Here is a 26,293-nt window from a genome sequence, read left to right as displayed (position 1 = left end):
CTTCGAGTTTGGCGCTCAAAGCCGGTGTCGGCCGAGTAGCCAGAAGGTAAAAACGACAATCGGCATCAACGAGAGCGATGCCAGCTGCCACAACCCGTCGCTCGAAACTGACGTCTCGTCATCGGCTCCCAGAAACACTGTCCCTCCCAGGAACACCAAAATTGCGACAACGGTGGCGGCCGGCAGGCCGTACATTATCCAATGATTGGTCCGGTTGCGATCGTCGCCATCTCCCATGAGCAATCCCGTCTCCTCGGGCATAAGGCGGCCGTTTGCAGACCGTCGCGGACATCGACAGGGACGGTAGCCGGGCTGCGACACGCAGCCCGGCAATTCACATCAGGATTTCGGAAGCAGAACTTTATCAATAACGTGGATGACGCCATTTGACTGTTTCACGTCTGCGATGGTCACGGTCGCAGTGCCACCGGTCTCATCGGTGAGGGTGATCTTTCCCATGTTTTCCTTGGCCTTGATCACACAACCTCCGACCGTCTTGATGTCATGCTCGCCGCCATCGTCCTTGATCATCTTCGCGACCGTGCTTGCCATTGCTTCGGCAGCAACCACATGACAAGTGAGGACCTTTGCCAGCTTTTCCTTGTTTTCGGGCTTCAACAGCGTCTCGACAGTACCCTTCGGAAGGGCGTCGAAAGCTTCGTTGGTCGGCGCGAACACCGTGAAGGGCCCCTTCCCTTCCAGCGTCTTTACCAGCCCGGCCGCTTTGACCGCAGCGACCAGGGTCGTGTGGTCTTTCGAATTGGAAGCGTTCTGGACGATATTCTTGTCTTCATACATCGCCGCACCGCCGACTTTAGGATTGGCAGCGTTAGCACCCATAACTCCCGCCAAACCGATTGATAGTGCGACAGCCGAAGTTACCAAAAGCCTGTTCATGATGGTCTCCTCTCGTTGCCGGTCTCTTGCCCGGTCGCCTGTCTACGCATCCTCACGATTTCGGTTTGATTTTTTTCAAGACGCGTCCCGGTCGCCACATAAAGCGATGCGATCACCTCGATATGTTGAAACCCGCGTGTATCAGCACGACAACATAGGACAGAACAACGAGTGCCGTGACTCTTAAGCGCAGCCGTAGATACCAGCGGAGATCTGCACGATCAGACAAAAGCGAGAAATCGCAAGCGAGAAGCACGAGGTAGAGCGCCATCTGGATCGAAAGACCGAGCGCGGGTGATCCGATCAAAACGCTTGCAAAGGAAGCCAACGCCAACACGTTACTCAGCACAATGATACCGAGACCAGACGCCGAAGCCTGCGCGCCGCCCCACAACGCTCCGGCCATGAACGCTGCAATAATGGACCCGTAAGCAGCAAAAAGTTGCGAGGCCGCGCCGACTTGAAGGATTACTGGCAGTACGAGCAACCAGAATGGCAGCGCACCCAGATAGGTGAGGACCTCGAAACGCCGCGTACCGTCGCTTTCATTTCTGTTCTCCAATCGCTGCGAGGATGGCATCCGCAAGCTTCGAGCCGCTCATGAATGCTGCCTCGACACGACCTCCAATACACCAGTCGCCACAAGCGCCAAGCTGATTGCCTTCATCGAGGAGAAAAGGCTGGCCGGCAGCCTCTATGACGTCGGCATCGCGCCAGCGGTGAATGACAACTGTTCGAGTTTCGGCCGGCTTCAGGGGCATATGACGCTTTAAAGCCTCAACCATCGTCCGGCGCACGATATCGAGCGATACATCGATGTTGGCGTCCGCCCATGACGCCGTTGCGTTGACGACCAGGGTCGGGGACGATGCGCGACCTGGCTTAGTGTGATTACGAGCGATCCAGCCGATGACAGGATCCGACAGCCAGGCAGCCTTGAATGGCAATCTGGCATCGTCCAGCATTCTCATCATCAACGTGAAACAGCCACTCATTGTGACCCCCGTCAATGTTCGATGGTGCGAGAACAGCTCAGGCATCAGCATGGCCGCCTGTCGGGCAGGCGCTGCTACGACCACCCAATCAAATGGCCCATGCGAGGCATGACCAGCGTTGACATACCAGCTACCGGGTTTGCCTGTAATTTTGCCCGCAGACGTATGCAGCCGGAGATCAAGACCGACCGACATTGATTTTGCGAGAGCGTCCATCTCTGGAATAGCGTACCGTGTGGGGTCCAAGGCAGCCGTCTTCGGTAAACCATTGTCCGGTAAGGTCATGGGAGCGCAGGTCCAAACAGCGACCAGGCCGGCCTCACAAGCTGCCTTCACCTGCCTGGAAAAACTTGCATCACGCACTGTGAAATACTGTGCGCCATAGTCGAACGAGCTGTTATCGACCCGACGTGTCGCCATCCGGCCGCCGACGCCTCTTTCCTTTTCGAAAACCGTTACGTTCGCGGACTTCGACAGCGATCGGGCAGCAGCAAGACCGGCCATTCCCGCACCAATAATACCAACGCGTTGCATCGCGACCATATTCGTTCGCCGTGATCAATGACGGTTCACTGTACGGTTCTGCGCCGAAACAGATCAGAAACCACTGTTCAGCTCAACGCCTGTTTGATCCACCTGTGCTTGGTCAGCGTAACACCAGCCTGACAGATTGAGGAGAAAGTGAAATGGACGCGGTGGTGACCAAAAGCGAGCTTACGCCAGATCCGGAACGGCCGACCCAATTGGAAGTAGAAGCGGCCGTGCGTACGTTGATCCGTTGGGCTGGCGATGATCCGTCACGCGAAGGGCTAATGGAAACACCAAGACGCGTGGCAAAGGCTTATCGCGAGCTCTTCTCGGGGTACGATGTTGAACCTGAAGACATTCTGGCCAAGACATTCTCAGAGGTCGGTGGGTACAGTGACATGGTCCTCGTCAGGGATATAGAGTTTCATTCGCACTGCGAGCACCATATGGTCCCGTTTCATGGGGTTGCCCATGTTGCTTATATTCCCGATCATGGAGTTCTTGGACTGTCAAAAATTGCAAGGCTGGTCGATCTCTACGCCCGCAGGCTTCAGACGCAGGAGACGATGACGGCTCAGATTGCGCAAGCCCTGGACGAGAGCTTAAGACCCAAAGGTGTCGCCGTGATGCTTGAAGCTGAGCACATGTGCATGGCAATGCGCGGGATCCAGAAAAACGGCGCCAGGACCATAACCACGTTCTTCACCGGCCAGTTCCAGATGTTTGCGTCAGATCAGGCGCGCTTCATGCAGCTGGCGCGCCAGCGATAGAGGGGGTCTTGGGGCGCACGTAACATTGCAGCATGCGCAGCGACTAGCCCTGCTCCAAGCGGTAGCGCAGCTGGAAATCGTGATCAGGATGCAGGTGCATTTGACGGTTCTATGGCACTCCTGCACCTCACCGGCCTCACCACCGGCATGCGGGCCACGTTGCGAAACCTGTGGCCTCCAACCGGCTCATGTTTCGAACGTCCGCTTGCAAAGGATCGTCCAATGACCGACCGAACTCGCCCGGTACCTCAAAGCCGTCTTAGCCGACTTGCTGCTTTGGGAAAGCTCGCCGGCGGCGTTGCCGCCGGAGCTGTGGGAGAGGGGCTGGGGCCTCTGGCGCGGGGTGAACGGCCGCATCTTTCAGACCTTGTTCTGACACCATCAAACGCCTTGCGTGCAGCAGAGCAACTATCGCGACTGCGAGGTGCAGCAATGAAGCTAGGCCAGATGTTGTCGCTTGACACCGGCGACATCCTGCCTCGGGAACTTACCGCGATCCTTGCTCAACTTCGTGAAAATGCTCACACGATGCCGCTGCGTCAACTCGAGGGCGTGCTCAGGAATGCCTGGGGAAGCAACTGGCGATCCAGGTTTGCTCGCTTCGATATGGCCCCGATCGCGGCTGCCTCGATCGGTCAGGTTCACCGCGCCCGGCTTGCGACAGGTCGCGAGCTCGCTGTCAAGGTTCAGTATCCCGGCGTCGCTAAGAGTATCGATTCCGATATTGATAACGTTGCTGCGATCCTGCGCATGTCCGGCCTTGTTCCGGCAAATCTGGATCTCGGCCCCCTGCTCGCGGAGGCAAAACGTCAGCTACGGGAGGAGGCCAATTATTTGCGCGAGGCGGAGCAGATGAAACACTACAGGGCGCTGCTCGAAGACGACCCACGATTTCTGGTACCGGCTCCGGTCGATGACCTGCTTCATGAGACTGTCTTGCCGATGGACTACATGGCCGGTTCAAAGATCGAGACCTTGACCGATGCCCCGCAGCAAGACCGCAATCTCGCTGTAACTGCGCTTCTTGATCTTGTTCTTAAGGAACTGTTCGAGTTCAAACTCATGCAGACTGATCCCAATTTCGCCAATTATCGGTTTCAGGCCAATGAAGGCAAGATTGTCTTACTCGACTTTGGCGCAACGCGGCAGCTTGCACCTGATACCGCCGAGCAATACCAGGCTTTGCTTGGTGCCGGCCTTGCTCGCGATCGCACCAAAATCCGACAGGCCCTGTTGACCATGGAGTTTGTTTCTTCTGCGCAGATTGCGAACCACAGCGCCGCGCTCAATGAAATAATCGATATCGTCCTTCGGCAATTGGCAAGACACGACCGTTACCAGTTCGATTTTTCAGATCGAGACTTCGTCAAAGCCATTCGGGAAAAGGCGGAACCGATCATTGCAGATCGAAATACGTGGCGCGTGCCGCCACCAGACAAGCTGTTCGTACAGCGCAAGATAAGCGGCACGGTTCTGCTGGCGGTAACCCTGCAGGCCAAAGTGCCACTCGAGGTGATGCTTGACCGCTACAATCCGATGAATGGCTGAGATCTAAAGCATAAAACAGTCAGTCGGCACCATCCAAATGCAGCCAGTGGCGTAAGAGCATCAAGGAGATCATGATGCAAATGCTCACACACAACGCGCTACCGGATGATGACGGATTTTTTGGAAGATTCGGGGGACGCTTTGTGCCCGAAACGCTGATGCCCCTCCTGATCGCCCTGAGCGAAGAGTGGCAGAAAGCGAAAACAGATGCATCATTCTGGCAACAGCTCGACATGTTGTCTCGACATTATGCTGGGAGACCGAGCCCACTCTACTATGCGGAAAGACTGACAGGCCGACTGGGAGGGCCTCGTATCTATCTGAAGCGAGACGAGTTGAACCACACCGGTTCGCACAAAATCAACAACTGTCTCGGCCAGATCCTGGTTGCCCAACGCATGGGCAAGACCAGGATCATTGCGGAGACCGGTGCAGGCCAGCATGGCGTGGCCACTGCGACGATGGCCGCGCGGTTCGGTCTCGAATGCGTGATCTACATGGGCGAAACTGATGTCGAACGGCAGGCTCCCAATGTGTTTCGGATGAAGCTGCTGGGAGCCGATGTACGCCCGGTCCGCTCTGGAAACGGGACCCTGAAGGACGCTATGAACGAGGCGCTCCGCGACTGGGTCTCAAACATCGATGACACCTACTATCTCATCGGCACAGCCGCCGGTCCCCATCCCTATCCAGAGATGGTCCGAACCTTGCAATCCGTCATCGGGCGGGAGGCACGCGAGCAGATCGTAGAACTTGAAAAACGGCTTCCCGATCTATTGGTGGCCGCTGTCGGTGGTGGCTCCAATGCCATCGGCTTGTTCCATCCCTTCCTAGCCGACCGCGATGTGGCGATGCTTGGCGTCGAGCCCGCCGGAAAAGGTTTGGACACGTCGCAACACTGCGCCTCACTGACACGGGGAAGTCCTGGAGTTTTGCATGGCAACCGCACTTACCTCTTGCAGGACGAAGAGGGTCAAATAAATGAAGGACACTCGATCTCCGCTGGGCTGGACTACCCCGGGGTCGGCCCGGAGCACTCGTGGCTGAAAGACACAGGGCGCGTTTTCTACAGCTCCGCGACAGACGCTGAGGCTTTGAATGCCTTTCAATTCCTGTCTACGATCGAGGGGATCATTCCGGCCCTGGAGCCTTCGCACGCAATTGCAGAGGTGATGAAGATCGCGCCGCGCATGGAGCGCGACGAGATCATAATCGTCAACCTTTGCGGCCGCGGCGATAAGGATATTTTTACTGTGTCGGGCCTTCTGAAGCTGGAATAGCAGCTATCGATGGTAAGAACGATCTGCCCCGTCCCGAAACCTCATATTGGGACTGCAAAAACTCTTCCGTCCTTGGCCGGCAGTCCGGACTGGCAAGGCTGAGTTTTTTAATCGACCCTCGCAACGTCTATCCGGCAATCACATGATGCGGTCAGCAAGCACGCTTCCGATCAAACGTTGGCGGGACCGGAATAGCAACGGTCCTGGCGCCGCAAGTGCAAGTGCAGAGGGCGGTTCCATGCTGACTGAGGGGCGACCGCCAGCTTTATTCTCATTCTTCCAGCAGAATAAAGGCGTGGGCCACCAGGCCCCTTGCGAAAGCGTTGTCTCTTCTGTCGATATAGCAGACTACTGCCGGAGAGGACCTCGACGCCCCGTGGGCAGTGCCAGACGTATTCGTCCTGCGTCAGCCCAGGCGATTTGCGGACGACCGCGCCGGACACCGTCCGGCGCGTATACAAAACTATAGCTGCTCCGTCGGGTTCGGCTATGTCCTGTGCGCGGTCTTCGTCCGCAGCAAGCTCCAGACGATGCCTGTTCCGATGATCAGGAACGTGATCCCAAGCGATACTGCTGCGGGAAATTTTTCCACACCGAGCAGATCGGCCACGAAGACCTTCGAGCCGATGAATATCAACACGATCGCAAGAGCCGGCTTGAGGTACTTGAACCGATGGATCATGGCAGCCAGCGCGAAGTACAGGGCGCGAAGGCCGAGAATGGCAAATATATTCGACGTGTAGACGATAAACGGATCTGTCGTGATCGCGAAGATCGCCGGCACCGAGTCGACCGCAAAAATTATGTCGGCCAGTTCCACCATGACGAGCGCCATGAACAGTGGCGTCATGAACCAGACCAGCCTGCCCGTTTTCGGATCGGGCTTTCTGACAAAGAAGTTTTGGCCATGGTGCTCATCTGTGACGTTAAAGCGGCGACGAAGGAGCTTGACCACCGGGTTGTCGCCCATCTCGGGTAGGCTATCGCCCACCCGCAGCATCTTGACGCCAGTGACGATCAAAAAAGCCGCGAATGCATAGAGTAGCCAGGAAAATTGCGATACAAGCGTCGCACCGAGGCCGATCATGATCGCGCGAAGGACTATAACGCCGAGGACGCCCCAGAAGAGCACTCGATGCTGATAGATCCGGGGGACGGCGAAAAATGAAAAAATCAAGGCGATAACGAACACGTTGTCGAGCGCCAGCGTCTTTTCGACGACGAAGCCAGTCAGATAATTGATCCCCGGTTCGGCGCCGAGCTGCCACCAGACCCACCCTCCGAAAGTGAGTCCCAGCCCGATATACATCGACGACAGGATAAAGCTTTCGCGTACCGAAATCTCCCGGTCGTGGCGATGCAGAACGCCCAAGTCGAATACGAGAAGCGCCAAGACAATAGATAGGAACGTCAGCCACATCCAAAGTGGCTTGCCGAGCCAATCGACAAGAAGGAAGCCGTAATCCACATTTCTCTCCGACCGGTCGTTCGATACGGAATACGACATCCGACATCGCGAGAGGACCGGCTTCTCTCGCCAGAGGGGCCCGGACTGCAGGGCTCGTGGGGATGTGCCGGATAAGGCACGTCTGTTTGGCGACTTGGTTTAGCGAGCCGTCTCAACTCGGTTCACGCCCAGCGCTAACGCGTTTCTGACCAGGTCGCCGGTCCGTTACATATCCTCGAGCAGAAGAACTCGGGACATGCTGCGGCGGCGGACGACCGGAACGGTCACTGAATGTCCATCTCGGTTGCGCCGCTCGATATAGTCGACACGGTCACGCTTTCGCGCGCGCGACCTCTTTCCGTTCGAACGCTGGATCCCAGTTGAGATGAGCTTGCGCTGAGCCTCCCGGCGTGACGGGCTGTTGTCGTGGAATGTAACGTCATCGTTCATCTTCGCGTCCTGACACTTTTTTCAGGACAGAGGTGGAGAGCAGTTCATGATAGCGCCAATTGATTGTTGTAATAATCGCGATAGCATGCTTCTATCAGGCAATGCCTTTTCGTCCGTCCTTTCGCCAGTTGGAATATGTGATTGCGGTAGCTGAAGCTCGGCATTTCGGTGCGGCTGCGCGTCGGTGTCATGTTTCCCAGCCGACGCTCTCGGTACAGGTGAGCGCGGTGGAAGGCGGCCTGGGGATCCAGCTATTCGAGCGGACATCCAGCGGCGTAATCACGACGAAAACCGGTGAACAATTCGTCCATGGCGCCCGTATCACCCTCGCGGCAATCAACGATCTCCTTGACGCCGTTGGCCAAAGCGCCAAAACCCTCGGGGGTCTGATCAAGCTTGGAACCTCCCCGAGCTTTGGTCCTTATTTTTTGCCGACCTTTCTTCCCACGATCCATGCGGAATTTCCGAAGCTCAGGATATACATCACGGAGGATCGCCCTGCAGCGATCGAGAGCGCGGTGGTCGAGGGTATTCTCGATTGCGGGATAGGACCGGCTCTGACCGACAACACGCTGACATTCATTCCGATCGGGCGGGAAAAGCTTTATCTGGGAATACCCCGGGAGCATCGGCTTGCGGGGGCGCGGGTCGTCCGGGTGGAGGACCTTCGAGGAGAGACATTGCTCGCTCTGGGCAGCGGTAACAGGCTTTTCGAAAATGTCAGACATCTTGCTGACGCCTCCGGCGCCCAAATCGTCGACGACTATGAGGGAACGAGCCTTGACGCAATTCGGCACATGATGTCGATCGGCATGGGCTGCTCGCTCTTTCCCGAGCTCTACGCTCGATCAGAGTTTCGTCAATCTGAAGACGTCCTGCTGCTGCCATTCGTGGACTGGCAGGAGACGCGGACCATCGGGTTCTACTTCCGTGATGGCAGCGGCCGAAAAAGCCACTTCGAGGCGCTCGCACGGCATGGGAAGAAAGCTGCGCGAGCGCTCGGGCTGCTTGACGCCTGAGCCTCAATGAGAGGAAAAACTGAATAGTGCTGTCACGGCCTCGATTGCGATGCGGTCTGTGGAGTGTCATTTGTTGTCCGCCACGCCGCCAGGTTACCGCCCGATCTTGCTTCCGCCAATGACTAACCCGGCGTCAATCATGATCTCGCTTTAACAACAGCGCTGCCAGCGGGTTTGGGAACCGCCTTCTTACAGTAACCGCATAGAATGTTTCGATGATGCTCGGCAGGACGTCAAAGTCGATCAACTCACCGGTCTGAAGCTCGCCCTTGACGACGATCGGGGGAAGAACCGCAAGTCCCGCCCCTGCCCGCGCCAGCAAACGCATCATTGCCATATCGTCGACCTCGGCGGCAATTTGCGGCTGGACGCCCAGGCCGGAGACGATGGCGTCGAACTGGAAGCGAACGCCACTCTCCGGTGTTGGGAGGATCAATGGATATGCAGCCAGAAGCTCCTTTACCGATGCGCCGGGTCGGGCGTGAAACGGCTTTCCGACAAGGCTAACGGGTTGCTCGTATACGTGCGGGGCGATCAAGCCGGAGATCGGATCAGCCGCGGGAGACTTGTTCAACAAGACGATGTCGAGGCTCAGTGTCTGCAACGCCTCGATTAGCTCGCGCGAGCTGCCAGATCGAAGAACCAGGTCTACATCCGGACGACCCAGGATCGGTTGAAGGAACTCCATCTGAAAATTGCGCGACAATGTCGCCAATGCCCCGATGCGAACAGTGCGTCTGGTTGCTCCACTTTCCCGAAGCGTGGCGATCAGTTCGTCGCCTGCCGCAAAGATGGTATCTGCATGATCGAGTGCGATACGTCCCGCCTCGGTGAGGTGGAGCTGACGCCCCCGCCGCTCGAACAAAGCGTGGCCCAATCGCTCCTCCAGAAGCTTGATCTGGAGAGACAGGGCCGACTGGGAAACATTGAGGAGCGAGGCGGCACGGGTGAGGTTTGCCTCATGTGCAACGGCCCAGAAGTAGAGATCAGTCAGTGATCAATCCTTGCGGGGATCTGACGTTGACCAGCCAACGATGCCAGAGGACGCCTGCAGCGGCAGTTGAACGAGATGGCGGAGCCATTGCCTTAGAGAAACATCGGCAACTCCTAGGCTGTCGGAGGCGCGCTTGATATTGGCTGCTAGGCGTTGTGGCTCAGCGCAGTGATACGCTGGCTCGCACAAGCCATCTGGATGAGCGCTTAGCGTCCGTCGCAATGGAATCCGCACGCCCGGTCGGTCGACTTGTAGCTCGTTGCGAGCCCGCCGACGAGGTCAATCTCTTGCAGCGGCTGCGTCGAGAAATAGCCTGCGAATAGGACTCCGGCGTTATTGACCAGAATGTCGAGCCCGCCAAGTTCCTCGACTGCTTGCTCGACGGCAGCCCTCGCAGATCCGGCAAGCGCGGCGTCTGCTTGAATGGCAACAGCCTTGCGGCCCATCGCGCGTATCTCGGCGACAACGGCATTGGCGTATTCGGAGGACTTCTCGTAAGTTATCGCAACGTCGGCGCTATCGTCGGCGAGCTTCAACGCTACGGCGGCACCTATCCCGCGAGCGGCCGCCGTCACGAGTGCTCGCTTACCGGCGAGCGCAGAGTTATCTGTCTTGAGCATCGTTGTGTACCTCGGTTCTATGTTGGACCTGCAAGGGGTATTTCTCATGGCGCCCGCATCGGAGGGCGCGTATCGCTTTGGCGGCGAGCGTCGTCGTTCATTGGGGGGCTGACGGAAAGCCAAGCTGCGACAAGTAGACAGATAGCTATCGCAATCGCTGCGATGCTGTAGGCATGGCCGATGGATGTCGCGTCGGTGGACGATCCCAGGATCGAGAAGAACAATCCACCGATAAGAGCCGTCGCCAAGGCTCCACCGATCTGAAGCATCGAGTTGACCAGCCCGGAGGCCAAACCAGACTGCGTCGGGTCGACGCGCTGCACGACTGTCCGAACCAGGTTCGGCAACGCGATGCCCTGCCCGGCGCCGACGAAGAACAATGCGACGGGCATGAGCAACGGCGCCCCGAGCAAGATCAGAGCCGCCGTTCCGAATAGACCCGCCGCTTCCAAGGACATGCCTGCGGCAGTGGAGTACCTGCCAAAGACCCGGAATATGTGTCCACTAGCGAATGGGCCGAGAACGAAACCGACAGCCGCTGGAAGTATCGCTACCCCAGCTTCCAAAGGCGTCCGGCCGAGGCCCGCTTGTTGAAAGACCGAGAACGTCAGCCAGAACGCAGCGAAGGCGTAGAAGAAAAAGGCGGCGAGCAGGCCGCGCTTCAATCCAGGGGCCTGCAGAAGGCGCGGTGCCAGGATCGGATCTCTTCCTGCCGCCTCCAGTTTCTGCTCATGGTGCCAAAACAGGAGGAGAAGTGGCAGGGACGCGGCAAGCATCACAAGCGACCAGATCGGCCACCCTTGTTCACGGCCCTCGATCAGCGGCGATATCAGCGCGAAAAGCGCCAGCGCAATCAGCACGGCTCCTCCCAGATCCAGTTTGCTAGGATGGTCCGAACGGGTTTCGCGCAGGGTCATCATCGCGGACGGCGCGGCTACTGCGATCATTGGAAGATTGATCAGAAATATCGCTCTCCACCCGAGACCAAAGACATTCAGCGCGATAAGCGCCCCGCCCAAGAACAGGCCGGCCATCGACGCCACTCCGAATGTGAGGGCATAAAAGCTCAGCGCCTTCGATTTCTCTCGATCGGGAAAGATGGCGTTTATCGACGCCAGAGCCTGAGGCGCCATGATCGCGGCGGTGAAGCCCTGAAGTACCCGGCCGACGACTAGAACCAGTGGAGACCATGCGAAGCCGCAAAGGGCGGAAGCGGCAGCAAACCCCATCATCCCAGCAAGGAAGACATTTCGTCGACCGTATAGGTCTCCAAGCCTCCCACCGGTGATGAGCATAACCGCGTAGGTGGTGGCGTAGCCGGAGATTATCAGCTGCATCGTCGAGGCGGTGGCATCGAAGTCCTCTCGTATGGAAGGCAGCGCCACGTTGACGATGAAAAAATCGAGTGGTGGGAGGAACGCTCCTGTCAACAGGATTGCCAACGCGATCCACCTGCGCGGATCAGGACTTTGCTCAAGGGAACGGACATGTTCCATGAAACTCTCCATGTCGATGCGGAACCGATCGATCAGCTTGTGAAAACACACGTATTTTGGAACCTTTTGGTTCCTATTTAGGCTCGGTCGAGCGATTTCAGCGCGAAGTCAACCATCGCTCGGGTGGCGTCGCGATCAGCTCCGGTCTTCCCGAGCACTCTCATTCCCTGGATTTGGCATACGAGGAATTTCGCGAGTGTTCGCTCGTCGAGACCGGAATCGATCTCATCCAGGGCCTGGGCTCGAATAACCGCTGCCGCATAAAGATCCTCGAGACGCCGAAACAGGCGCGCGATACGTTTGGAAACCTCTTCGTCTGCAGGAAGCATTTCGACAGCCGACAACACGACAAAGCATCCACGCAGTCCTTCTTTGCCGGAAGACTCTTCAACTTGCCGCGAAAAAGCTTGCTTGATGGCAGCCTTAGGCGATGGGTTGGAATGCAGGATTTCACCGGTCTTGTAAACGGCGTCCTCGATGTAGACATCGAGCGCTCGCAGATAGACTCCCCGCTTGTCAACGAACGCCTTGTAGAAACTACCTCTCGACAGCTCCATACCTTCGAGTAGGTCGGGAAGCGATGCATCGTGGTATCCGCGGTCCCAGAAAACGCTCATCGCCTTGCGAATAGCATCGTCGAGTTCAAATTCGCGGGGCCGTCCAACTGACGGTGATGTCTCATTGCGCTTTACCATGACCATACTATGGAACCAAACGGTTCCTAATGCAAATGAAATCTTCCTTCTCTCAGATATCAGGCCACTGTTACATCAGCCTTGATTAACTCTCGTTCTCTCTCCTGAATGTCGTCTCCACCTTTCGCGTCCGTGCGCGGCGCTTCTCGTCGAGCCTCTCGATGCAGGAGTCATATGCCGCGATGGCATCGTGCTCGAGATCGAGAAGATCGTTCACGAGCTTCTCGATTCTTCCTGCCTTGCCGAGCATCGTGACTATGCCGTGTTCCTTTCGTTTGGTTGGGCAATGGCGAACAAAGCACAGATGTTCCAATTCGGTCGTCGAACGGTACCAGATAGGGAGACGAAAATTCAGCGTGAAGGGACGCGACTGCACCCCTGTTGCGGCCCACTTTTTGAGAGGCTATGAAAAGTCTGCGCGACATCAGGGGGATCGCTAGTGGTTTACGGCACGGTCAAGTTTTTCAACCAGGAAAAGGGCTTCGGCTTCATCACACCGGACGAAGGCGGTCAGGACGTGTTCGTTCACGTGAGCGCAGTGCAGGGTTCGACACTTCTGCGGGATGGTCAGAGGGTTTCCTACGAGGTGGGCCAGGATCGCCGGACCGGCAAGTCACGGGCCGACGGCGTCCGCGGCGCCTGACTTAGCGCTGGAGCGTGCCGATGAAAGTCAGGGAAGCGACCAGCAGCGACGTGGACGCGATGAGCGAACTTCTCGAAAATCTGGTCGCGGCCGGCAAGCGAACGATGCCGGCAGATATCGACTACGTTCGGGAGCACTATGTCGACAATCCGCTGAGCATACGCTGCACTCTTGCCGAAGACGACGACGGTATCATCCTCGGGTTCTAGTCCCTGATCCGCGCCGTCGATGGCAATCCGTACGGCACGCCGGCCGCCTGGGGTATCATTGGTACGCACGTTTCACCGGATGCCGCGCGAAGCGGTGTCGGAACCAGACTATTTGCGGCGAGTGAGCAGGCTGCGATCAGTACGGGACTGACGAAAATCGAAGCTTTCATAGGCAACGCGAACGCTGTCGCCCAGGCTTACTACGAGCGCATGGGCTTCACGACGTACCGGCAAACGGAAACGGCCATCTGCAAGGTCTGGACGCGCCAGGAGAGTTGACGAACAAGCGATCGTCTCACGAAGATGCCGGCGACGTTCGCAAGACGGGTCCCTTGACGCCGAGATCGGGCAAGAAAGTTCACCGCCATGGACCGTATCCCTTCCCCTCCCGCCGACGGGCATCCCGACCGTTTCATGCGGTGTCAGGAGGCCATTGACGACGTCGTGGCCGCGGTTGCTTTGGCGGCCGTTGGCGCGGGTTGGAAACCGGAAGACGTCGCGGCCGCACTCGTGGAGCTGGCGAACAACCTCATGCTTTCGGTGTTCGCAAATCGTGATCTGGACCGCGATCTTGCGGGCCTCAGAAACGGGAGAGCGTAAGAGCATGTGCGGCAGGTTCACGTCGAACATGAACGGCGGGTCTTCGCGAAGACGAACGGAAACGTCTCGTGGGCGAGCTGATGTCGGAGGATGATGATCTAGCGGTCTTGCCCGCCAGGTCGGCTGTGCGACCAAGCACGTATTGGGTCGTTAAGAGCGCCTCCGGAACGGAGTGCACGAGGCGTTCTGGCTATCCGGGAACAGCACGACCCCCGACACCGGCCTCCTGCGAAACTTCGTATTGAAGACGGCAGCCGACATCGACCGGTACTGCCCACTCCGGAGAAACACTTCCACGGTCTTCGTTTCCGGATTGGCGCGCAGCTCACGGCAGCGATCCCAGTCACACAGGAAGCTTCCTGCCGGCATGTCCGTCACATCGACGTCGAGAAGAATATCCTGCGCACTTGCGGTCGCGAAGATAATCAGGTCGTCCGCGCCAACCAGTAGTGCGGGAGCCCTGAGGCGTTCCAGCTTATCAAGAAGGTCCGTGCTCATTTTTCGTCGCAGATGTTAATTAGGTCATTATCGAATTGAACAGGCATCCTCGCCCTTTTCGGCTATGTGTAGCTACAAGCTGGTGTGTGCGCCCCATTTGTCCAGCGTCCTGCTATCCAATGGCAAATGAAGTCTCTTTCCAATGATTAAAATGCACCAATTCGACCAAGGTCCGTGGCGCATTTTAATAGACGCACTAGATAGGGTAACCACGGGTTTACAGTTCACGATTTTTTGCCGGGAAGATTGCAGTCGAATGATACAGGAACCAGACCCCAGCATTGAGCAGCGCTACCGCCTGCTGATCGAAGCAATCACCGATTATGCAATCTACATGCTGGACCCGGCAGGCAACATCACGAGTTGGAACCCGGGAGCGGAGCGGCTAAAAGGATACTCCGAGGCCGAGATCATCGGTCGCCACTTCTCGACCTTCTATACCGAGGAAGACCGCGCAAAGGGTTTCCCGGAAGAGGCGCTCAGGATCGCTGAAGCCGACGGTCGCTTCGAGCGTGAGGGATGGCGGCTGCGCAAGGATGGATCCAAGTTTTGGGCGAACGTCATCGTCGATCCGATCCGAAACGCTGACGGGAACCTGATCGGCTTCGCCAAGATCACGCGCGATATCAGCGAAAAGCGCGCGGCTCAGGAGGCCATGGTTCAGGCCCACAAATTGGAGGCGGTCGGGCAGCTGACAGGCGGCTTGGCCCACGACTTCAACAATCTCCTGACGGCGATCCTGGGCAGCCTCGAGATTGCCAGGAAGCGAGCCGTCAGGCCGGACGTCCTAGACCTCATCGAAAATGCCATTCAGGGCGCCCAGCGCGGCGCAACGCTGACGCAACGGCTTCTGGCGTTCGCACGGCGGCAAGAGCTGAAGATCGACTCGCTACGCGTTCCCGACCTTGTCGGCGGGATGGCAGACCTGATGCGCCGAACGATCGGCCCGGAGGTTGTCATCAACACCACGTTTCCAGCTGATCTTCCCCCCGTGCTTACCGACGCCAATCAGTTGGAGAGTGCGCTCCTCAACCTCGTCGTGAATGCGCGCGATGCAATGCCGGGTGGTGGCGAAATCGCCATCACGGCGGAGCGGCGGTATGTGACAACAGGCAGTGCTAACTCGCTCGCGACAGGCGACTACGTCTGCCTTTCGATTGCCGATCAGGGAGAGGGAATGGATACAGAGACACTCGCAAATGCCACCCAACCATTCTTCACGACGAAAGGCGTCGGCAAGGGCACAGGATTGGGTCTCGCGATGGTCCAGGGTCTCATGGCACAGTGCGGCGGACAACTCGTGCTGAAGTCTAAACCGGGTGTCGGCACGACAGCCGAGCTTTGGCTTCCGGTGTCAGGGGAGCCGTCGACATTGGCCGCTTCTACCCCCGAGACCGTTTTTGATCCCGCGCCAACCGCCATGACGGTCCTCGTGGTCGATGATGACGCGCTGGTACTCATGAACACAGTTCTCTTGCTTGAGGATCTCGGCATGGAAACCATGCAGGCGTGCTGCGGGGAGGAGGCCCTGGCGATATTGGATAGTGGTGAGCTCCCGGCTGTCGTGATCACGGACCATGCCATGCCCCGCATGACCGGCGCAGAGCTCTGCAGGCGCGTAAGGCAGCAGTATCCGAGCCTTCCATTGATTTTAGCGACAGGCTACGCCGAGCTTCCCGAAGGGGCCGAGCTTCTGAGCGATGTTGTCCGATTGTCGAAGCCGTTCAGTCAGGCCCAGTTGTCGCGGGCACTTTCGGAAGCCTGTAATGCGGGACGGTGCTTCTGACGGATAGACGATTGCGGCTCGGGGACCTGATCGGTCGCGCTTTGTACGGATGCGGACCAAGCTGCGATCCCGGACCAAAGTCCGGATGATCAAACGCGACGGTTGTGTTAGCTGTTGATCTGCCCTGGGGAGGACCCGAATGACGCTGGCGACCGATATCCGTGATGCGTGCCTTGTTCTGCCACAGCTTGATCGTCAGAGCCGCCTGGGCCTGATCGAGCGAATACTCGGACAGCTTGAAGCCTACCGCACGACGGCGCTTGAGGGCGTACCACCGGACAAACGCTTCTGGATCGACACCCTCATTGCGTCCGTCAAGACGTCTCTGGACGAGATTGCATCAATGGACACAGCAGAGCTCCTCGGCATCTTAATCGAGTTCGAGAAACTGATTGCGGTTCTCGACGGAATCAGCGCTTCTCGTGTCGCAGTGCCCACGTTCCACTGATCGCGGAGGTTTGGTATGATCGAGACGCAGCAGACCTCCGGCTGGTTGAATCCGACGTTCAACGATCGCCTCGTTTCCAGCTACGAAACGCTACTCTCTCCGATCCTCTTCGATCCCTATGCCGTGCACATGGTCGATTATGCCGCCCGATCCCGTCCGGCAAACATCCTCGAAGTCGCAGCCGGCACCGGCGTCCTGACACGCGCGCTTCGCTCTCGCATGCCAACCGCTGAAATCGTGGCGACCGATATCAGCCCGGCCATGGCAGCTGAGGGGCGCAGGGCGACCGAAGGGCTGGAGATCCACTGGTTGGAGGCCGACGCTGGTAAGCTGCCCTTCGGGCCACAGATGTTCGATCTGGTCGTCTCGCAGTTCGGCGTCATGTTCTATCAGAACAAGGTGGCAGCGTTTCGCGAAGCTGCGCGGGTCCTGCGCCAAGAACGGCAGGTTCCTGTTTTGCACCTGGGACTGGCTTCACGACAACGACTTCGCCAGGGCCGTGGACGAGGCCTTGGCGAGGCTGTTTCCTGCAGACCCACCGTCGTTCCTGCGCCGGCTGCCATATTCATACTACGATCAGGATGTCATCCGAGCGCAGATGTCGGCGGCAGGATTCTCGGCCGTCTCCTGCGATCGCGTCGAGCTGACATCGACAGCACCGGACGCCGGCACGATCGCGGCGGCATTCTGTGAGGGCACGCCGCTTCGAAGCGAGATCGAGGAACGATCCCCAGGCCCTCTTTTGGAAACGGTCGCTGCGGTAGAAAAGGTCATCAGGGCCAATCTCGCCGCCCGACCAGAGGGTGCCATGACTGCTTTGCTTGTGCTCGGTACGGCCGCTTAGTGCTGCAGCGCGTTTGGCTCCATGCAAAGGGCATTAGCCCCCGTCATTAGATTGACGGTTTGAACTTTACGATTCAGCGCCATCGCTGCTGTTCGCGGTCTCTGTTTCTGCTGAAAATGCGGTGGAACACTTTCCCGTTGCATGGCGCTCAATGGAATTACATGGCTCGACGAGGTGGAGCCGAAGAAGGTCCAGGAGTTTCGGCAGAACCCAGCGGGGCGGTATCCATGTTATGAGAGGCCACCCGACCATAGCGGGAGCAGCCACGCGTATCGCAGAAGAATGGACCTTGCCCACCGGAAGACGCTGCACTTGTCCGTCTTGAAAGCGAAACGCCGATGTCTGCCGTGCTCTACCGTAGTCTTGGTGGCGACGGTCCGCGCTTTGAAATCGCGCGGAGCGACCCGACGCCCTGCAAACCAAGGGAAAGTTGGCTTCTAATGAGCGTGAGCTTGATTATCTCCTGAGCGCTACAGGCGAAGTGAGCAGTCATTTGACGCTTACCAGCTGACGGAAGGTGATGGAGTACCGCAACCGGTCGACCGGTGGAATTGAATGCTCCCAAACGGTCCTTGCCGGACCGGATAAAACATAGATCGAACCTGGCTTTGCCTCGATTGCAGCACGTTCCCAATGAGCGCCGTTCCTGTGCCGAAGGCGAAATATGCAGGGCGACAGCAGCGATATGCCGACCACAACGCCAAAGACGGCCTTGTCTCTATGCCAGCCAATTGGTGCTCCGGTATCATATTCACTCACGAGAGCCTGCTGAAAACGCTCCGGGGTCAATCCAGCGAAATCAGCCGCGATGTCACGCAAGGGAAACAGGATGTCAGGTATGTCATCGGCCTTCCGGAGCGAGCCGAGAGCAAAATCATATTTCCAGCCGAAAGAGACGGTCCGTCTTTTGCCCTCGTAACCATGGAAGTCGAACGCCTTGAAAGGCAATTTCGGTATCCACGCCAGCAGTTCGTCTTGCATTGCCTGCGAAATGGCATCCGTCTTGTAGCGAAAACCCTCCGGCAAACGATGCGGCAGATCGCCGAAAGATCACTCTGCATGCGCGGTGTCCTTTAATCGAATTCTGCCTGACTGCTTTTTCAGCAACTCTGGCAGGGTTGTCGGACGCAGGCCGCGAGGGTCGACACCAACGTCGAACTGGCGCAGCGTGGGTTTTAACCTTCCATGGGAGTGACCGTGCAGATTGATCGACCCCTTGCCCATCTGGTTCCAGGTACGGAATGGATAGTGACAGAGAATTAGCCGGTGGCCGTCGATCGTCGGTTCAGCGTAGTGCTGAACGCTCGCCCATCCGGTAGCACGAGTGGTCTCGGCCGGATCATTGTTCCCGACGATCAGATGCTTTTCTCCGTGGAGCTGTGAAAGGAGCTGCTCGGCATAGCCGGCTCGATTGACCGAGAAATCTCCGAGATGCCAAATTTCGTCTTCCGGCAAAACGCGGCTATTCCAGTTCGAGATCAGAGCAGTGTCATGGTCAGACATATCGGAGAACGGACGCCGGTCGATGCGTGGTACGCGGGCATCGCCGAAATGGGTATCGCCTGTGAAGTAGATCATGGCCTCAATCGCTGCCCGACCTGACCTGTTCCACGCGAAGGCTGCCGGCTGGCAGGGGCGCAAGTGTGCCGCTTTGCTTCCCGGAAAGGTAAAGCCAGTCAGCCCACCGGTCAGGCGCCAGGACGACGATCTGCCGGTTGTGAATTGGCACCACATCAGGACCCGGTGACGTCGTCAGCATCGTGAACGTGGGCGGTTGATTGCCTTCTCCCTCGCGCCAAAGACTGGCAATCGCCATCACCGGACTGTCGGTAAGCGTGAAGCGATGTTTTGCCTTCGGATACTTCTTCCCCGTGAACTCAAAAAACGCGCTAGCAGGAACAAGGCATCGTTGACTGCCGGAAAAGTCTCGCCCCTCTGAGCGGAAGTTGAAAACAGGCCCGCCACGGCCCTTCGGCGGAAATCCGAACGTCATTTGCGTGAGTTCGACCACATTACCCTTCGCTCGCAAGACTGTGCCTTGGTCGCCAATCCGGATGTCATCTGCCTGGGGCAGGTCCGCCTCGCTCTGATGTCCAGGTATCCCAAGGCCAACGTTGTGCATCCTCTTGCAAAACTCGGCATAGCGGATGTGTTGCTCATAGTCGTTGCACATATTCATATGCTCTTATGGTAGAGACGTGGAGCCTCGCGCCGATTGCAACCTTCGACGGAAGCCGATGGTGTCATGGAATGAAGCTCCGTGGTCTTATCTTTCGATCTGCCGGTAATCGCATTGCAGCGGCTCCTTGTCCGGACGCCATCGGAGAAGCTTTGTACCATGCCTGAAGCGGCGTCCGGTGACGTGGTCGAAGCGGACTTCAACAATAAGTGCAGGCACAATAGGCTCCCATTCTGACGAGCGCCTCGTGCTCCATCGGCTTGGACCACCCGGAGCTTTGCCAGTAAACCCGGATCCTCCTCGTAGCGCCTCCAACCTCTTCGTTAGCGCAGGCTTTTCCGCGTTGGTGATCGTCGATGTGAAACCGACGTGGTCAAGTTGGCCCCTTTCATTGTAAAGACCGAGCAGCAGAGAGCCGACAAGCTCGCTGTCGCTCTCATATCGGAAGCCCCCAACCACGCAGTCGGCGGTTCGTAGCCGCTTCACCTTGGTCATTGCCCGCTCGCCGGGCATGTATGGTCCGTCCAGTCGCTTACATACGACACCATCGGTATCGCCACCGGAATCCGACAACCAAACATTTGCTTCGGCTAAATCGCGTGTGAAAGGAGACAAGATCAGGCGGTCCGCGCTTGCCGCATCCTGCGCGAAGTCCTCAAGCGCCGCGCGACGGTCGCGCAAGCTCTGGTCAAGGATCGGCTTGCCTTCTGGGTTCAGCAACATGTCAAACGCGACGAGCCGCGCGGGGGTTTCGAGCGAAAGCTTCCTGATGCGACTTTCTGCAGGGTGTAGTCTCGCCTGCAAAGCGTCGAACGACAATTTTCCATTGAGCTCGATGACCAACTCGCCGTCGATCACGAAACGTTCGGCGCGTAGCCTAGAGAGGTAATCGACCACCTCCGGGAAGTACCGGGAAAGGGCCTTCCCCGATTTTGCCCGCAGATCGATGTCAGTACCGTATTTGAACGCCAGACAACGAAAGCCGTCCCATTTCGGCTCGTATTGCCAACCGTCGCCCGCCGGCAAGCTAGCTGCGGACCGTGCTTCCATTGGTTCGATCTCAAGGGAGAGGCCCAAAGTGGAAACCTTAGTAGCTGCCTTTGGCACATCGCTGCCTTTCGCGGGACGCCGCTTCAAGAGATTACTCTGGCGACGGTTCGGCCGCTTCAGAGCCCGCGACACTCTCGCGTCTCGGCTCCTTATTTTCATGCGAACACGCCTGGTCCTGCCGCTTTAAATCCCGCTCGATGGTTTCCCTGCTACCTTCCGCCGGATCTTGCTCTGGGTGCTTGTCATCATTCATCATCGCGGTTCTCCTTGCGGTTCTCCTTATTGAGGCACAACCTAATCTCGAACGGAAAGTTCCTCTGTACCGGCTCGCGCACAAGGGCACACCATGGGCGCAGGTGCGCTCGGTGTTCCGGTTTCCTTCGATGGAAGTCGGATCGCATTGCTGACTGTCCTCATGTAGCGGGGGTAGGTCAGCGCACGAGCGGTGACCGCTTGCACAAATCATTCCTTATCGTGGTGGCGGCAACGCCTGCCTGGCCCATGGCATGGCTGATCTGATCGAGGCCGACCACGTCCCCAGCGGCGTAAAGGCCGGGAACATTCGTGCGCTGATGATCGTCGACGCGGATGCACCCCTCCTTCGACAGCGCAGCTCCAACAGGAAACCAGTTCCGACCGTACATCCGAGCCGAAAGCCGGGTAGATCGAATCAAAGCGATGGATTGTCGTTGCCGCCCGAACAAGGATTGCCTCGTGTTCGACCTCAACTTCGAGCGGCCCGCTTCTCAAGATGGATACCAAGCTTCGTCCTTGCGAAGGCATGGAAATGTCGGTGGTGGCCATCAATCTCGGAAGCAAGCCCCCGGTCGAGTTCCTGCAGCGGCTGATCCGTTGGCAAAATCCGACGCCGCACTGCTCTGGTGCCAGGTCCAAATCTGATATCTATTGCTATAAATGTGCATCGGGCGCATAATCGGCAGCAAGGAAGGATACGCTTATGGCCAACGTCGCATTGGGAAATCACTTCGAAGAATTCGTGAAGAAGCAGCTGGAATCCGGCCGCTACAGCAATGCTAGCGAGGTTGTCCGCGCCGGCCTGCGCATGCTGGAAGACCACGAGGCTGCCCGCGAACGCTGGCTGAACGAAGAGATCCCGGCGCGCTTCGACGATCTGGTCAACAATCCGGGCATGGGGATTCCGGCTGCGACCGTCCGCGCGCGTTTCGACGCCAAGCGCCGGGCCGCAAGCGCCAAATAGGCATGGCATACCGCATCATCTACCACCCGGAGGCAGAAGCCGAGCTTGACCGGCTTTATGCCGATATCGCGCTGGAAGCCGGCGATTGGACAGCCGGCGACTACGTCGACGGCGTGATCAGCTTCATCGAAGGGCTGGAGACGTTCCCCGAGCGTGGCACCGTAAGGGAAAGCCGGATTACCGGGCTGCGCATCATCGGCTATCGGCGCAGCGTCAGCGTGGCGTTTTCGGTCAGGGGCGACGACGTGTTCATATTGGGTGTATTTGCACGCGGCCGCGATGTCACCGATGAAATTCTGGAAGGGCGCGATCAATAAGCAGCCGCCACGGCTACTTTGGGAGTGTGCATGGTTCAGCCTCACAACGACATCGCCTTTAACGTTGCCGCATTGAGCAGGAACTATTCCGCCTTATGCATGAGCTGCTGGAGACCGGAACAGCGTGTCGCCAACGGCGGCACCATGGAAGATGGCCGCGTTCTCCGCAATCAGCTCCTCACCGAAGCCACCATCCATTCACGCTTCAGCCGGATGATGATGTCTTACAACGAATGGAAGGCCGCGCGTGGCCGGTAGTTTGCGGGTTGCAGGCCCCTGCAACCCTGACTGACCGGCGAGGTCCGGGGAAGCGAGAGCAAGAGGGTTGGTGCGGCCGCAGGCTTAGCCGAGGCTCGGCCCTCTTGCGGGAGTGAGGGGCAGCGCCCCCTGTGTATGTTCTGTTGATATCCTCGGTTCGTGCACCGGCTATCCGCGCATATGTTGTAAAAGTCTTGTTTAGCACCGGCTTCTTGACGACGTTCTCAATTCGTTCCAGATCCAGCTGATGAAACCCGCGACTACTTTACTGGGCCATGCGGGGCTGAGGGGAAGCAACGAGACGCTCGCCAGACTTATCCTCATTGGCCCGAGCTTCGTGAATTCGGGCTGCACTGAGGAAGGAGTACTTTGCGTTCTAAAGGTGTCCAATCGCATTGCGCATGATGAGGACCGCAACCGCGTGAGATTTCCCAAACTAGAGTTTCGTAAGTTGTGAGCGATGCTTGCAATGACGTCGCGAATCCTTTTGGCACCGCGCCGCTCGTAGACCCTTGTAGCGCTAGTCCATCCGCATGACGATCTTGCCTCGTCTCAGCCGCAAGACATTCCGATCCTGATCCGGTACAAAGCGGCGAGGGAGACTTCCGGCACGAACAACGATAGCGGATATTTCCACAGAAACTCGTCGAGCGCCATCGCGAGGAGCGTAGCCGCACCCACAATCGCGATGGTCACGGAATAGCGCACCAGCGTCGAGGTCTGGGTTTTGGGTAGTATCGCGAGGAGTACATTTCCATGGCCGCCAAATCTTCTTTGAGGGCCAGGGTGGTTCCTCGCCGAAGGGGTAGAAGGCCATGAGGGACACAAAACACACCCGTCAAGGCCTTCTGATGTCCTTCAGGGTTTGGACGCCCCACGCTATGCCAGCTTCTCAACATGTGTAAGCCCGACTTAGGTCCCGTGCGTTTCCGTACAGATCAAAACCTCGACCGTCACGAGGTGGTCTCAGTTCGAAACATCGAATAGGCGCAGCGGCCTTAGGCCGGGATCGCGAGAACCGGACCCAATCCGGGGCCGCAGGACCTGATCGGCGCGATAAACCGGTTTACTAAGACGCAAAGCGGCTCAACATTCGATGGTGGACATTACCGTGGCCCACGATCATCGCGGCGATCGAGATCGCCTTGTCTCGATCGTGAGCGGTCGAAATGTAGCCCTCAAGAACCGCTGCGGACCAAGCATCTGGATCGTGATCGCACTGCTGTCGATATCTGCGGCAAGCGCGGCCTGGATGGTGGCGATGGTCGACGCTGAACTGTGTGCGGAGCCAGTGCCCAGCTTGACGATCTTCCGACCGAGAACATATCCGTCGCACTCGGACAGCGAAATAATTGGTTTCCAACGCGCTCGACATTTCGTGCGCTGGCACAGAAAGCGATCTGGCGTTTTTTGAGCTTCACATAGCTGGTGCGTCGAAGGGAGCAATTCTGACGGCGCTTTTTTAGCTTGAGAGGGAGGGATGCTCAGGCTGGACGCACAGACCAACGTGGTACGCTGAAGCAGTGTGCACATACTTTGGCGTTGGAGGAAATCTTCGCCGGCAGACTGCCACCGGGATCCGAAATCGCGCTGACATCGTTGCTCATTCGCGGGGAGCTTGATCGGGTGGAAGCCAATCGATGGCGTCCACACTGATGCGGCGACGCTGCTTTCAGGCCGAGTTTCCGTACCGGCAGACGCTGGACCAGCCAGGCGAAAAAGGGCCCTAAAAAGGCACCTCTAGCAGGCCGTTGAAAAAGGCGCTGGCACATATGCTGTTGTCGTGATTCACTCGCTGTATGGCGATTTGGAGCTGATGGATGCGCGGCGGCGATGTGAGGACAGGCGAACTCTTCAGCTATGTGGATCTGGAGGCTCGTGTTCGAGAAGATCATCCCCTACGGGCCATCCGGCAGATCGTGAACGAAGCGCTCGTTTTATTGGAACAAGATTTTGCAGCGCTTTATTCACCGATCGGGCGACCGTCGATCGCGCCAGAAAAGCTTCTGCGCGCCATGCTTCTGCAAGCCTTCTATTCGATCCGTTCTGAGCGACTTCTGATGGAGCGGTTGGAATACGACCTTCTCTTCCGCTGGTTCGTCGACATCGGCATTGACGATCCCGCCTGGGACCATTCAGTGTTTTCGAAGAACCGCGACCGATTGCTTGATGGTGACATCGCTGCGAAGTTTCTGGGTGTAATTCTTTCCCAGCCCAAGGTAAAGCGGCTGCTGCATTTCTCTGTCGATGGCACACTGATCGAAGCCTGGGCGTCGATGAAGAGCTTCAAGCCGAAGGACGGTTCGGACGAACCGCCATCGGAGAGCGGTCGCAACGCAGAAGCAGACTTCCATGGCGAAAAGCGTTCCAACGAGACGCATGCATCAACGACCGATCCGGATGCAAAGCTGTACAGGAAGGGAAAGGGCAAGGAGGCCAAGCTGTCCTTCATGGGGCATGGTCTAATGGAGAACCGCCATGGTCTTCTGGTCAACGCTTATCTGACAAAAGCAACCGGTTATGCCGAACGCATCGCGGCTCTTCACATGATTGAACGCTTCTGCGACCGGCCACAGGCAATCACGCTTGGTGCCGACAAGGCTTATGACACGAAAGACTTCGTCAGAGATTTGCGGTCGATGAAGGTGACGCCCCACGTGGCACAGAACGTCAATGGTCGCCGCTCGGCTATCGACGGACGCACGACACGCCATCCCGGCTATAAGGTCAGCCTACGCATTCGCAAGCGTATCGAAGAGGCGTTCGGCTGGATCAAAACCGTCGCCGGGCAGGACAAGACAAAGTTCCGCGGTCGCGACAGGGTGGGATGGGCTTTCACCTTCGCGGCCGCCGCCTACAATCTGGTGCGGCTGCCGAAGCTCATGACGGAGACAGGCTGATGGCGAGAGTTCCTGCTTTCGCCAAGGCCTTCGCCGGTCGTTGGCGCATCGTCGAGATGGACAACTGGGACAATGACGCCCTCGATCTCGTCGAAGAGGCGCATCTAACATTCCAGGGCCCGGCCGACGGCGAAATCGCATTCGTTGCTCTTAAGGGCTTTCTCGATGTCCGCTACAGCACGCGCAGTGGATCAGCCTGTGCGGAGTTCTCGTGGGAAGGACAAGACGAGAATGACCCGGTCTGTGGTCGCGGATGGGCAGCACTTGGCTCCGCTGGACGCCTTGTCGGGCATATCTATATCCACAACGGAGACGATTCCGGCTTCGTGTGCGAACGCGATTGACTTCTTCAACACCCTGCTAGAGACATAACAAAAGAGCAGGATCGGCAACAAGCTGAGACCGATACGGCTCGTCCGGATGGCGAGATGCCTAGCGGCAACTCTAAAATAGCTTTTTGGCGACGCTTTATTCGTAGCCGCTCTGGGTGAAGTATAGGCTCACGGTTCTCTGACGCTTCTCATTCCTCAGAAGCCTTGTTGTCTGCCTTCACCTCCACCGTTGACGCTTCACTTCGGACACTCGTCATCGAGGTCGTGGAAA

Annotated in this window: 33 protein-coding genes and 1 pseudogene; 15 read left to right on the top strand and 19 right to left on the bottom strand. The window is 57.7% G+C overall.

Annotation, left to right across the window (positions count from 1 at the left end):
* Window positions 1-15 precede the first annotated feature (15 nt).
* From ABIE40_RS29310 to ABIE40_RS29295, 4 genes are all read right to left on the bottom strand, one after another.
* Entirely contained in the window at window positions 16-237 is a 222-nt protein-coding gene (locus ABIE40_RS29310) for a hypothetical protein (RefSeq protein ID WP_130279741.1), read from the bottom strand.
* 102 nt (window positions 238-339) lie between these two features.
* Window positions 340-840 carry a fasciclin domain-containing protein gene (locus ABIE40_RS29305; RefSeq protein WP_413709037.1) on the bottom strand — a complete coding sequence of 167 codons (501 nt, stop codon included), beginning with the start codon at window positions 838-840 and terminating at the stop codon, window positions 340-342.
* Between the two features lie 169 nt (window positions 841-1,009).
* A complete protein-coding gene (locus ABIE40_RS29300; protein WP_199628431.1) occupies window positions 1,010-1,477 on the bottom strand; it encodes a DUF3429 family protein in 468 nt (155 codons plus the stop codon).
* Window positions 1,443-2,435: an NAD(P)/FAD-dependent oxidoreductase gene (locus ABIE40_RS29295; RefSeq protein WP_199628432.1), complete on the bottom strand. Its 993-nt coding sequence runs from the start codon at window positions 2,433-2,435 to the stop codon at window positions 1,443-1,445. The genes ABIE40_RS29300 and ABIE40_RS29295 overlap by 35 nt, the downstream gene beginning before the upstream one ends.
* A 143-nt stretch (window positions 2,436-2,578) precedes the next feature.
* On the opposite strand from ABIE40_RS29295, the gene folE reads away from it, so the two are divergent.
* The 3 genes from folE (at window position 2,579) to trpB (ending at window position 6,018) form a co-directional block, all read left to right on the top strand.
* Window positions 2,579-3,190, top strand: a complete 612-nt coding sequence (gene folE / locus ABIE40_RS29290; protein WP_199628433.1) for a GTP cyclohydrolase I FolE — start codon at window positions 2,579-2,581, stop codon at window positions 3,188-3,190.
* A 222-nt stretch (window positions 3,191-3,412) separates the two neighbouring features.
* Window positions 3,413-4,738: an ABC1 kinase family protein gene (locus tag ABIE40_RS29285; RefSeq protein WP_199628434.1), complete on the top strand. Its 1,326-nt coding sequence runs from the start codon at window positions 3,413-3,415 to the stop codon at window positions 4,736-4,738.
* A 74-nt stretch (window positions 4,739-4,812) separates the two neighbouring features.
* Window positions 4,813-6,018: a tryptophan synthase subunit beta gene (trpB, locus tag ABIE40_RS29280; protein ID WP_449099155.1), complete on the top strand. Its 1,206-nt coding sequence runs from the start codon at window positions 4,813-4,815 to the stop codon at window positions 6,016-6,018.
* 487 nt (window positions 6,019-6,505) lie between these two features.
* Here trpB and ABIE40_RS29275 read toward each other — a convergent pair whose 3' ends face one another.
* Window positions 6,506-7,525 (bottom strand): TerC family protein, encoded by a 1,020-nt coding sequence (locus tag ABIE40_RS29275; RefSeq protein WP_210341154.1) that lies wholly within the window; start codon window positions 7,523-7,525, stop codon window positions 6,506-6,508.
* 449 nt (window positions 7,526-7,974) lie between these two features.
* Here ABIE40_RS29275 and ABIE40_RS29270 point away from each other — a divergent pair, with 449 nt between their 5' ends.
* On the top strand, window positions 7,975-8,934 hold the full coding sequence (locus tag ABIE40_RS29270) for a LysR substrate-binding domain-containing protein (RefSeq protein ID WP_354541226.1): 960 nt from the start codon (window positions 7,975-7,977) through the stop codon (window positions 8,932-8,934).
* Window positions 8,935-9,067: 133 nt separating this feature from the next.
* Here ABIE40_RS29270 and ABIE40_RS29265 read toward each other — a convergent pair whose 3' ends face one another.
* The 5 genes from ABIE40_RS29265 to ABIE40_RS29245 form a co-directional block, all read right to left on the bottom strand.
* On the bottom strand, window positions 9,068-9,928 hold the full coding sequence (locus tag ABIE40_RS29265) for a LysR family transcriptional regulator (RefSeq protein ID WP_199628653.1): 861 nt from the start codon (window positions 9,926-9,928) through the stop codon (window positions 9,068-9,070).
* A 206-nt stretch (window positions 9,929-10,134) separates the two neighbouring features.
* Window positions 10,135-10,548, bottom strand: a complete 414-nt coding sequence (locus ABIE40_RS29260; RefSeq protein WP_502944838.1) for an SDR family NAD(P)-dependent oxidoreductase — start codon at window positions 10,546-10,548, stop codon at window positions 10,135-10,137.
* Window positions 10,549-10,592: 44 nt separating this feature from the next.
* Complete coding sequence (locus tag ABIE40_RS29255) at window positions 10,593-12,044, bottom strand: MFS transporter (protein WP_199628437.1); 1,452 nt, start codon at window positions 12,042-12,044, stop codon at window positions 10,593-10,595.
* A 77-nt stretch (window positions 12,045-12,121) separates the two neighbouring features.
* Window positions 12,122-12,745: a TetR/AcrR family transcriptional regulator gene (locus ABIE40_RS29250; RefSeq protein WP_502944837.1), complete on the bottom strand. Its 624-nt coding sequence runs from the start codon at window positions 12,743-12,745 to the stop codon at window positions 12,122-12,124.
* A 79-nt stretch (window positions 12,746-12,824) separates the two neighbouring features.
* Window positions 12,825-12,989, bottom strand: a complete 165-nt coding sequence (locus tag ABIE40_RS29245; RefSeq protein ID WP_199628438.1) for a hypothetical protein — start codon at window positions 12,987-12,989, stop codon at window positions 12,825-12,827.
* 189 nt (window positions 12,990-13,178) lie between these two features.
* Between ABIE40_RS29245 and ABIE40_RS29240 the strand changes: the two genes are divergently transcribed.
* From ABIE40_RS29240 to ABIE40_RS29230, 3 genes are read left to right on the top strand one after another with little or no spacing between them, the layout of a single operon-like run.
* Complete coding sequence (locus tag ABIE40_RS29240; RefSeq protein ID WP_199628439.1) at window positions 13,179-13,382, top strand: cold-shock protein; 204 nt, start codon at window positions 13,179-13,181, stop codon at window positions 13,380-13,382.
* A 20-nt stretch (window positions 13,383-13,402) separates the two neighbouring features.
* On the top strand, window positions 13,403-13,591 hold the full coding sequence (locus ABIE40_RS29235) for a GNAT family N-acetyltransferase (RefSeq protein WP_354541225.1): 189 nt from the start codon (window positions 13,403-13,405) through the stop codon (window positions 13,589-13,591).
* A 3-nt stretch (window positions 13,592-13,594) separates the two neighbouring features.
* Window positions 13,595-13,870: a GNAT family N-acetyltransferase gene (locus ABIE40_RS29230; RefSeq protein WP_354541273.1), complete on the top strand. Its 276-nt coding sequence runs from the start codon at window positions 13,595-13,597 to the stop codon at window positions 13,868-13,870.
* A 471-nt stretch (window positions 13,871-14,341) separates the two neighbouring features.
* Here ABIE40_RS29230 and ABIE40_RS29225 read toward each other — a convergent pair whose 3' ends face one another.
* The gene (locus tag ABIE40_RS29225) at window positions 14,342-14,689 is read right to left on the bottom strand and encodes a hypothetical protein (RefSeq protein ID WP_199628441.1); all 348 of its coding nucleotides are present in this window, start codon (window positions 14,687-14,689) and stop codon (window positions 14,342-14,344) included.
* A 256-nt stretch (window positions 14,690-14,945) separates the two neighbouring features.
* On the opposite strand from ABIE40_RS29225, the gene ABIE40_RS29220 reads away from it, so the two are divergent.
* The 3 genes from ABIE40_RS29220 to ABIE40_RS29210 all read left to right on the top strand — a co-directional run bounded on the left by ABIE40_RS29220 (window position 14,946) and on the right by ABIE40_RS29210 (window position 17,616).
* Window positions 14,946-16,475, top strand: coding sequence for a PAS domain-containing hybrid sensor histidine kinase/response regulator family protein (locus tag ABIE40_RS29220; RefSeq protein ID WP_354541224.1), 1,530 nt, complete (start codon window positions 14,946-14,948; stop codon window positions 16,473-16,475).
* Between the two features lie 139 nt (window positions 16,476-16,614).
* Window positions 16,615-16,923 carry a hypothetical protein gene (locus ABIE40_RS29215; protein ID WP_199628443.1) on the top strand — a complete coding sequence of 103 codons (309 nt, stop codon included), beginning with the start codon at window positions 16,615-16,617 and terminating at the stop codon, window positions 16,921-16,923.
* 15 nt (window positions 16,924-16,938) lie between these two features.
* Window positions 16,939-17,616 (top strand): class I SAM-dependent methyltransferase, encoded by a 678-nt coding sequence (locus tag ABIE40_RS29210; protein WP_354541223.1) that lies wholly within the window; start codon window positions 16,939-16,941, stop codon window positions 17,614-17,616.
* Window positions 17,617-18,256: 640 nt separating this feature from the next.
* Here the strand turns inward: ABIE40_RS29210 and ABIE40_RS29205 are convergent.
* The 6 genes from ABIE40_RS29205 to ABIE40_RS29180 form a co-directional block, all read right to left on the bottom strand.
* Window positions 18,257-18,748 carry an alpha-ketoglutarate-dependent dioxygenase AlkB gene (locus ABIE40_RS29205; RefSeq protein ID WP_199628445.1) on the bottom strand — a complete coding sequence of 164 codons (492 nt, stop codon included), beginning with the start codon at window positions 18,746-18,748 and terminating at the stop codon, window positions 18,257-18,259.
* A gap of 69 nt (window positions 18,749-18,817) precedes the next feature.
* The gene (locus tag ABIE40_RS29200; RefSeq protein WP_199628446.1) at window positions 18,818-19,345 is read right to left on the bottom strand and encodes a metallophosphoesterase family protein; all 528 of its coding nucleotides are present in this window, start codon (window positions 19,343-19,345) and stop codon (window positions 18,818-18,820) included.
* 4 nt (window positions 19,346-19,349) lie between these two features.
* Entirely contained in the window at window positions 19,350-19,940 is a 591-nt protein-coding gene (locus ABIE40_RS29195) for an SOS response-associated peptidase family protein (protein ID WP_199628447.1), read from the bottom strand.
* Between the two features lie 93 nt (window positions 19,941-20,033).
* Window positions 20,034-21,128: an ATP-dependent DNA ligase gene (locus ABIE40_RS29190; protein WP_502944836.1), complete on the bottom strand. Its 1,095-nt coding sequence runs from the start codon at window positions 21,126-21,128 to the stop codon at window positions 20,034-20,036.
* On the bottom strand, window positions 21,088-21,252 hold the full coding sequence (locus ABIE40_RS29185; RefSeq protein ID WP_199628675.1) for a hypothetical protein: 165 nt from the start codon (window positions 21,250-21,252) through the stop codon (window positions 21,088-21,090). The genes ABIE40_RS29190 and ABIE40_RS29185 overlap by 41 nt, the downstream gene beginning before the upstream one ends.
* A gap of 175 nt (window positions 21,253-21,427) precedes the next feature.
* On the bottom strand, window positions 21,428-21,640 hold the full coding sequence (locus tag ABIE40_RS29180; RefSeq protein ID WP_199628655.1) for an FAD-dependent oxidoreductase: 213 nt from the start codon (window positions 21,638-21,640) through the stop codon (window positions 21,428-21,430).
* A gap of 314 nt (window positions 21,641-21,954) precedes the next feature.
* Between ABIE40_RS29180 and ABIE40_RS29175 the strand changes: the two genes are divergently transcribed.
* The 3 genes from ABIE40_RS29175 to ABIE40_RS29165 are packed head-to-tail and all read left to right on the top strand — an operon-like array spanning window position 21,955 to window position 22,790.
* Window positions 21,955-22,215, top strand: a complete 261-nt coding sequence (locus ABIE40_RS29175; RefSeq protein ID WP_199628449.1) for a type II toxin-antitoxin system ParD family antitoxin — start codon at window positions 21,955-21,957, stop codon at window positions 22,213-22,215.
* Window positions 22,216-22,217: 2 nt separating this feature from the next.
* Window positions 22,218-22,532, top strand: coding sequence for a type II toxin-antitoxin system RelE/ParE family toxin (locus ABIE40_RS29170; RefSeq protein WP_199628450.1), 315 nt, complete (start codon window positions 22,218-22,220; stop codon window positions 22,530-22,532).
* 30 nt (window positions 22,533-22,562) lie between these two features.
* Window positions 22,563-22,790 carry a hypothetical protein gene (locus tag ABIE40_RS29165; RefSeq protein WP_199628451.1) on the top strand — a complete coding sequence of 76 codons (228 nt, stop codon included), beginning with the start codon at window positions 22,563-22,565 and terminating at the stop codon, window positions 22,788-22,790.
* Window positions 22,791-23,342: 552 nt separating this feature from the next.
* Here the strand turns inward: ABIE40_RS29165 and ABIE40_RS29160 are convergent.
* Entirely contained in the window at window positions 23,343-23,486 is a 144-nt protein-coding gene (locus tag ABIE40_RS29160) for a hypothetical protein (protein WP_199628452.1), read from the bottom strand.
* Between the two features lie 373 nt (window positions 23,487-23,859).
* Window positions 23,860-24,098 (bottom strand): annotated as a pseudogene (locus ABIE40_RS29155) (BON domain-containing protein).
* Between the two features lie 512 nt (window positions 24,099-24,610).
* Here ABIE40_RS29155 and ABIE40_RS29150 point away from each other — a divergent pair.
* Both ABIE40_RS29150 and ABIE40_RS29145 read left to right on the top strand, forming a co-directional pair.
* The gene (locus tag ABIE40_RS29150) at window positions 24,611-25,690 is read left to right on the top strand and encodes an IS5 family transposase (RefSeq protein ID WP_199628453.1); all 1,080 of its coding nucleotides are present in this window, start codon (window positions 24,611-24,613) and stop codon (window positions 25,688-25,690) included.
* Window positions 25,690-26,034 (top strand): hypothetical protein, encoded by a 345-nt coding sequence (locus ABIE40_RS29145; RefSeq protein ID WP_183794165.1) that lies wholly within the window; start codon window positions 25,690-25,692, stop codon window positions 26,032-26,034. The genes ABIE40_RS29150 and ABIE40_RS29145 overlap by 1 nt, the downstream gene beginning before the upstream one ends.
* Window positions 26,035-26,293 lie beyond the last annotated feature (259 nt).

The organism is Rhizobium sp. OAE497 (assembly GCF_040546565.1).
Lineage (GTDB): Bacteria > Pseudomonadota > Alphaproteobacteria > Rhizobiales > Rhizobiaceae > Rhizobium.
The sequence above is the reverse complement of the archived record's forward strand: the minus strand, read 5'-3'. Positions and strand labels throughout refer to the sequence as shown.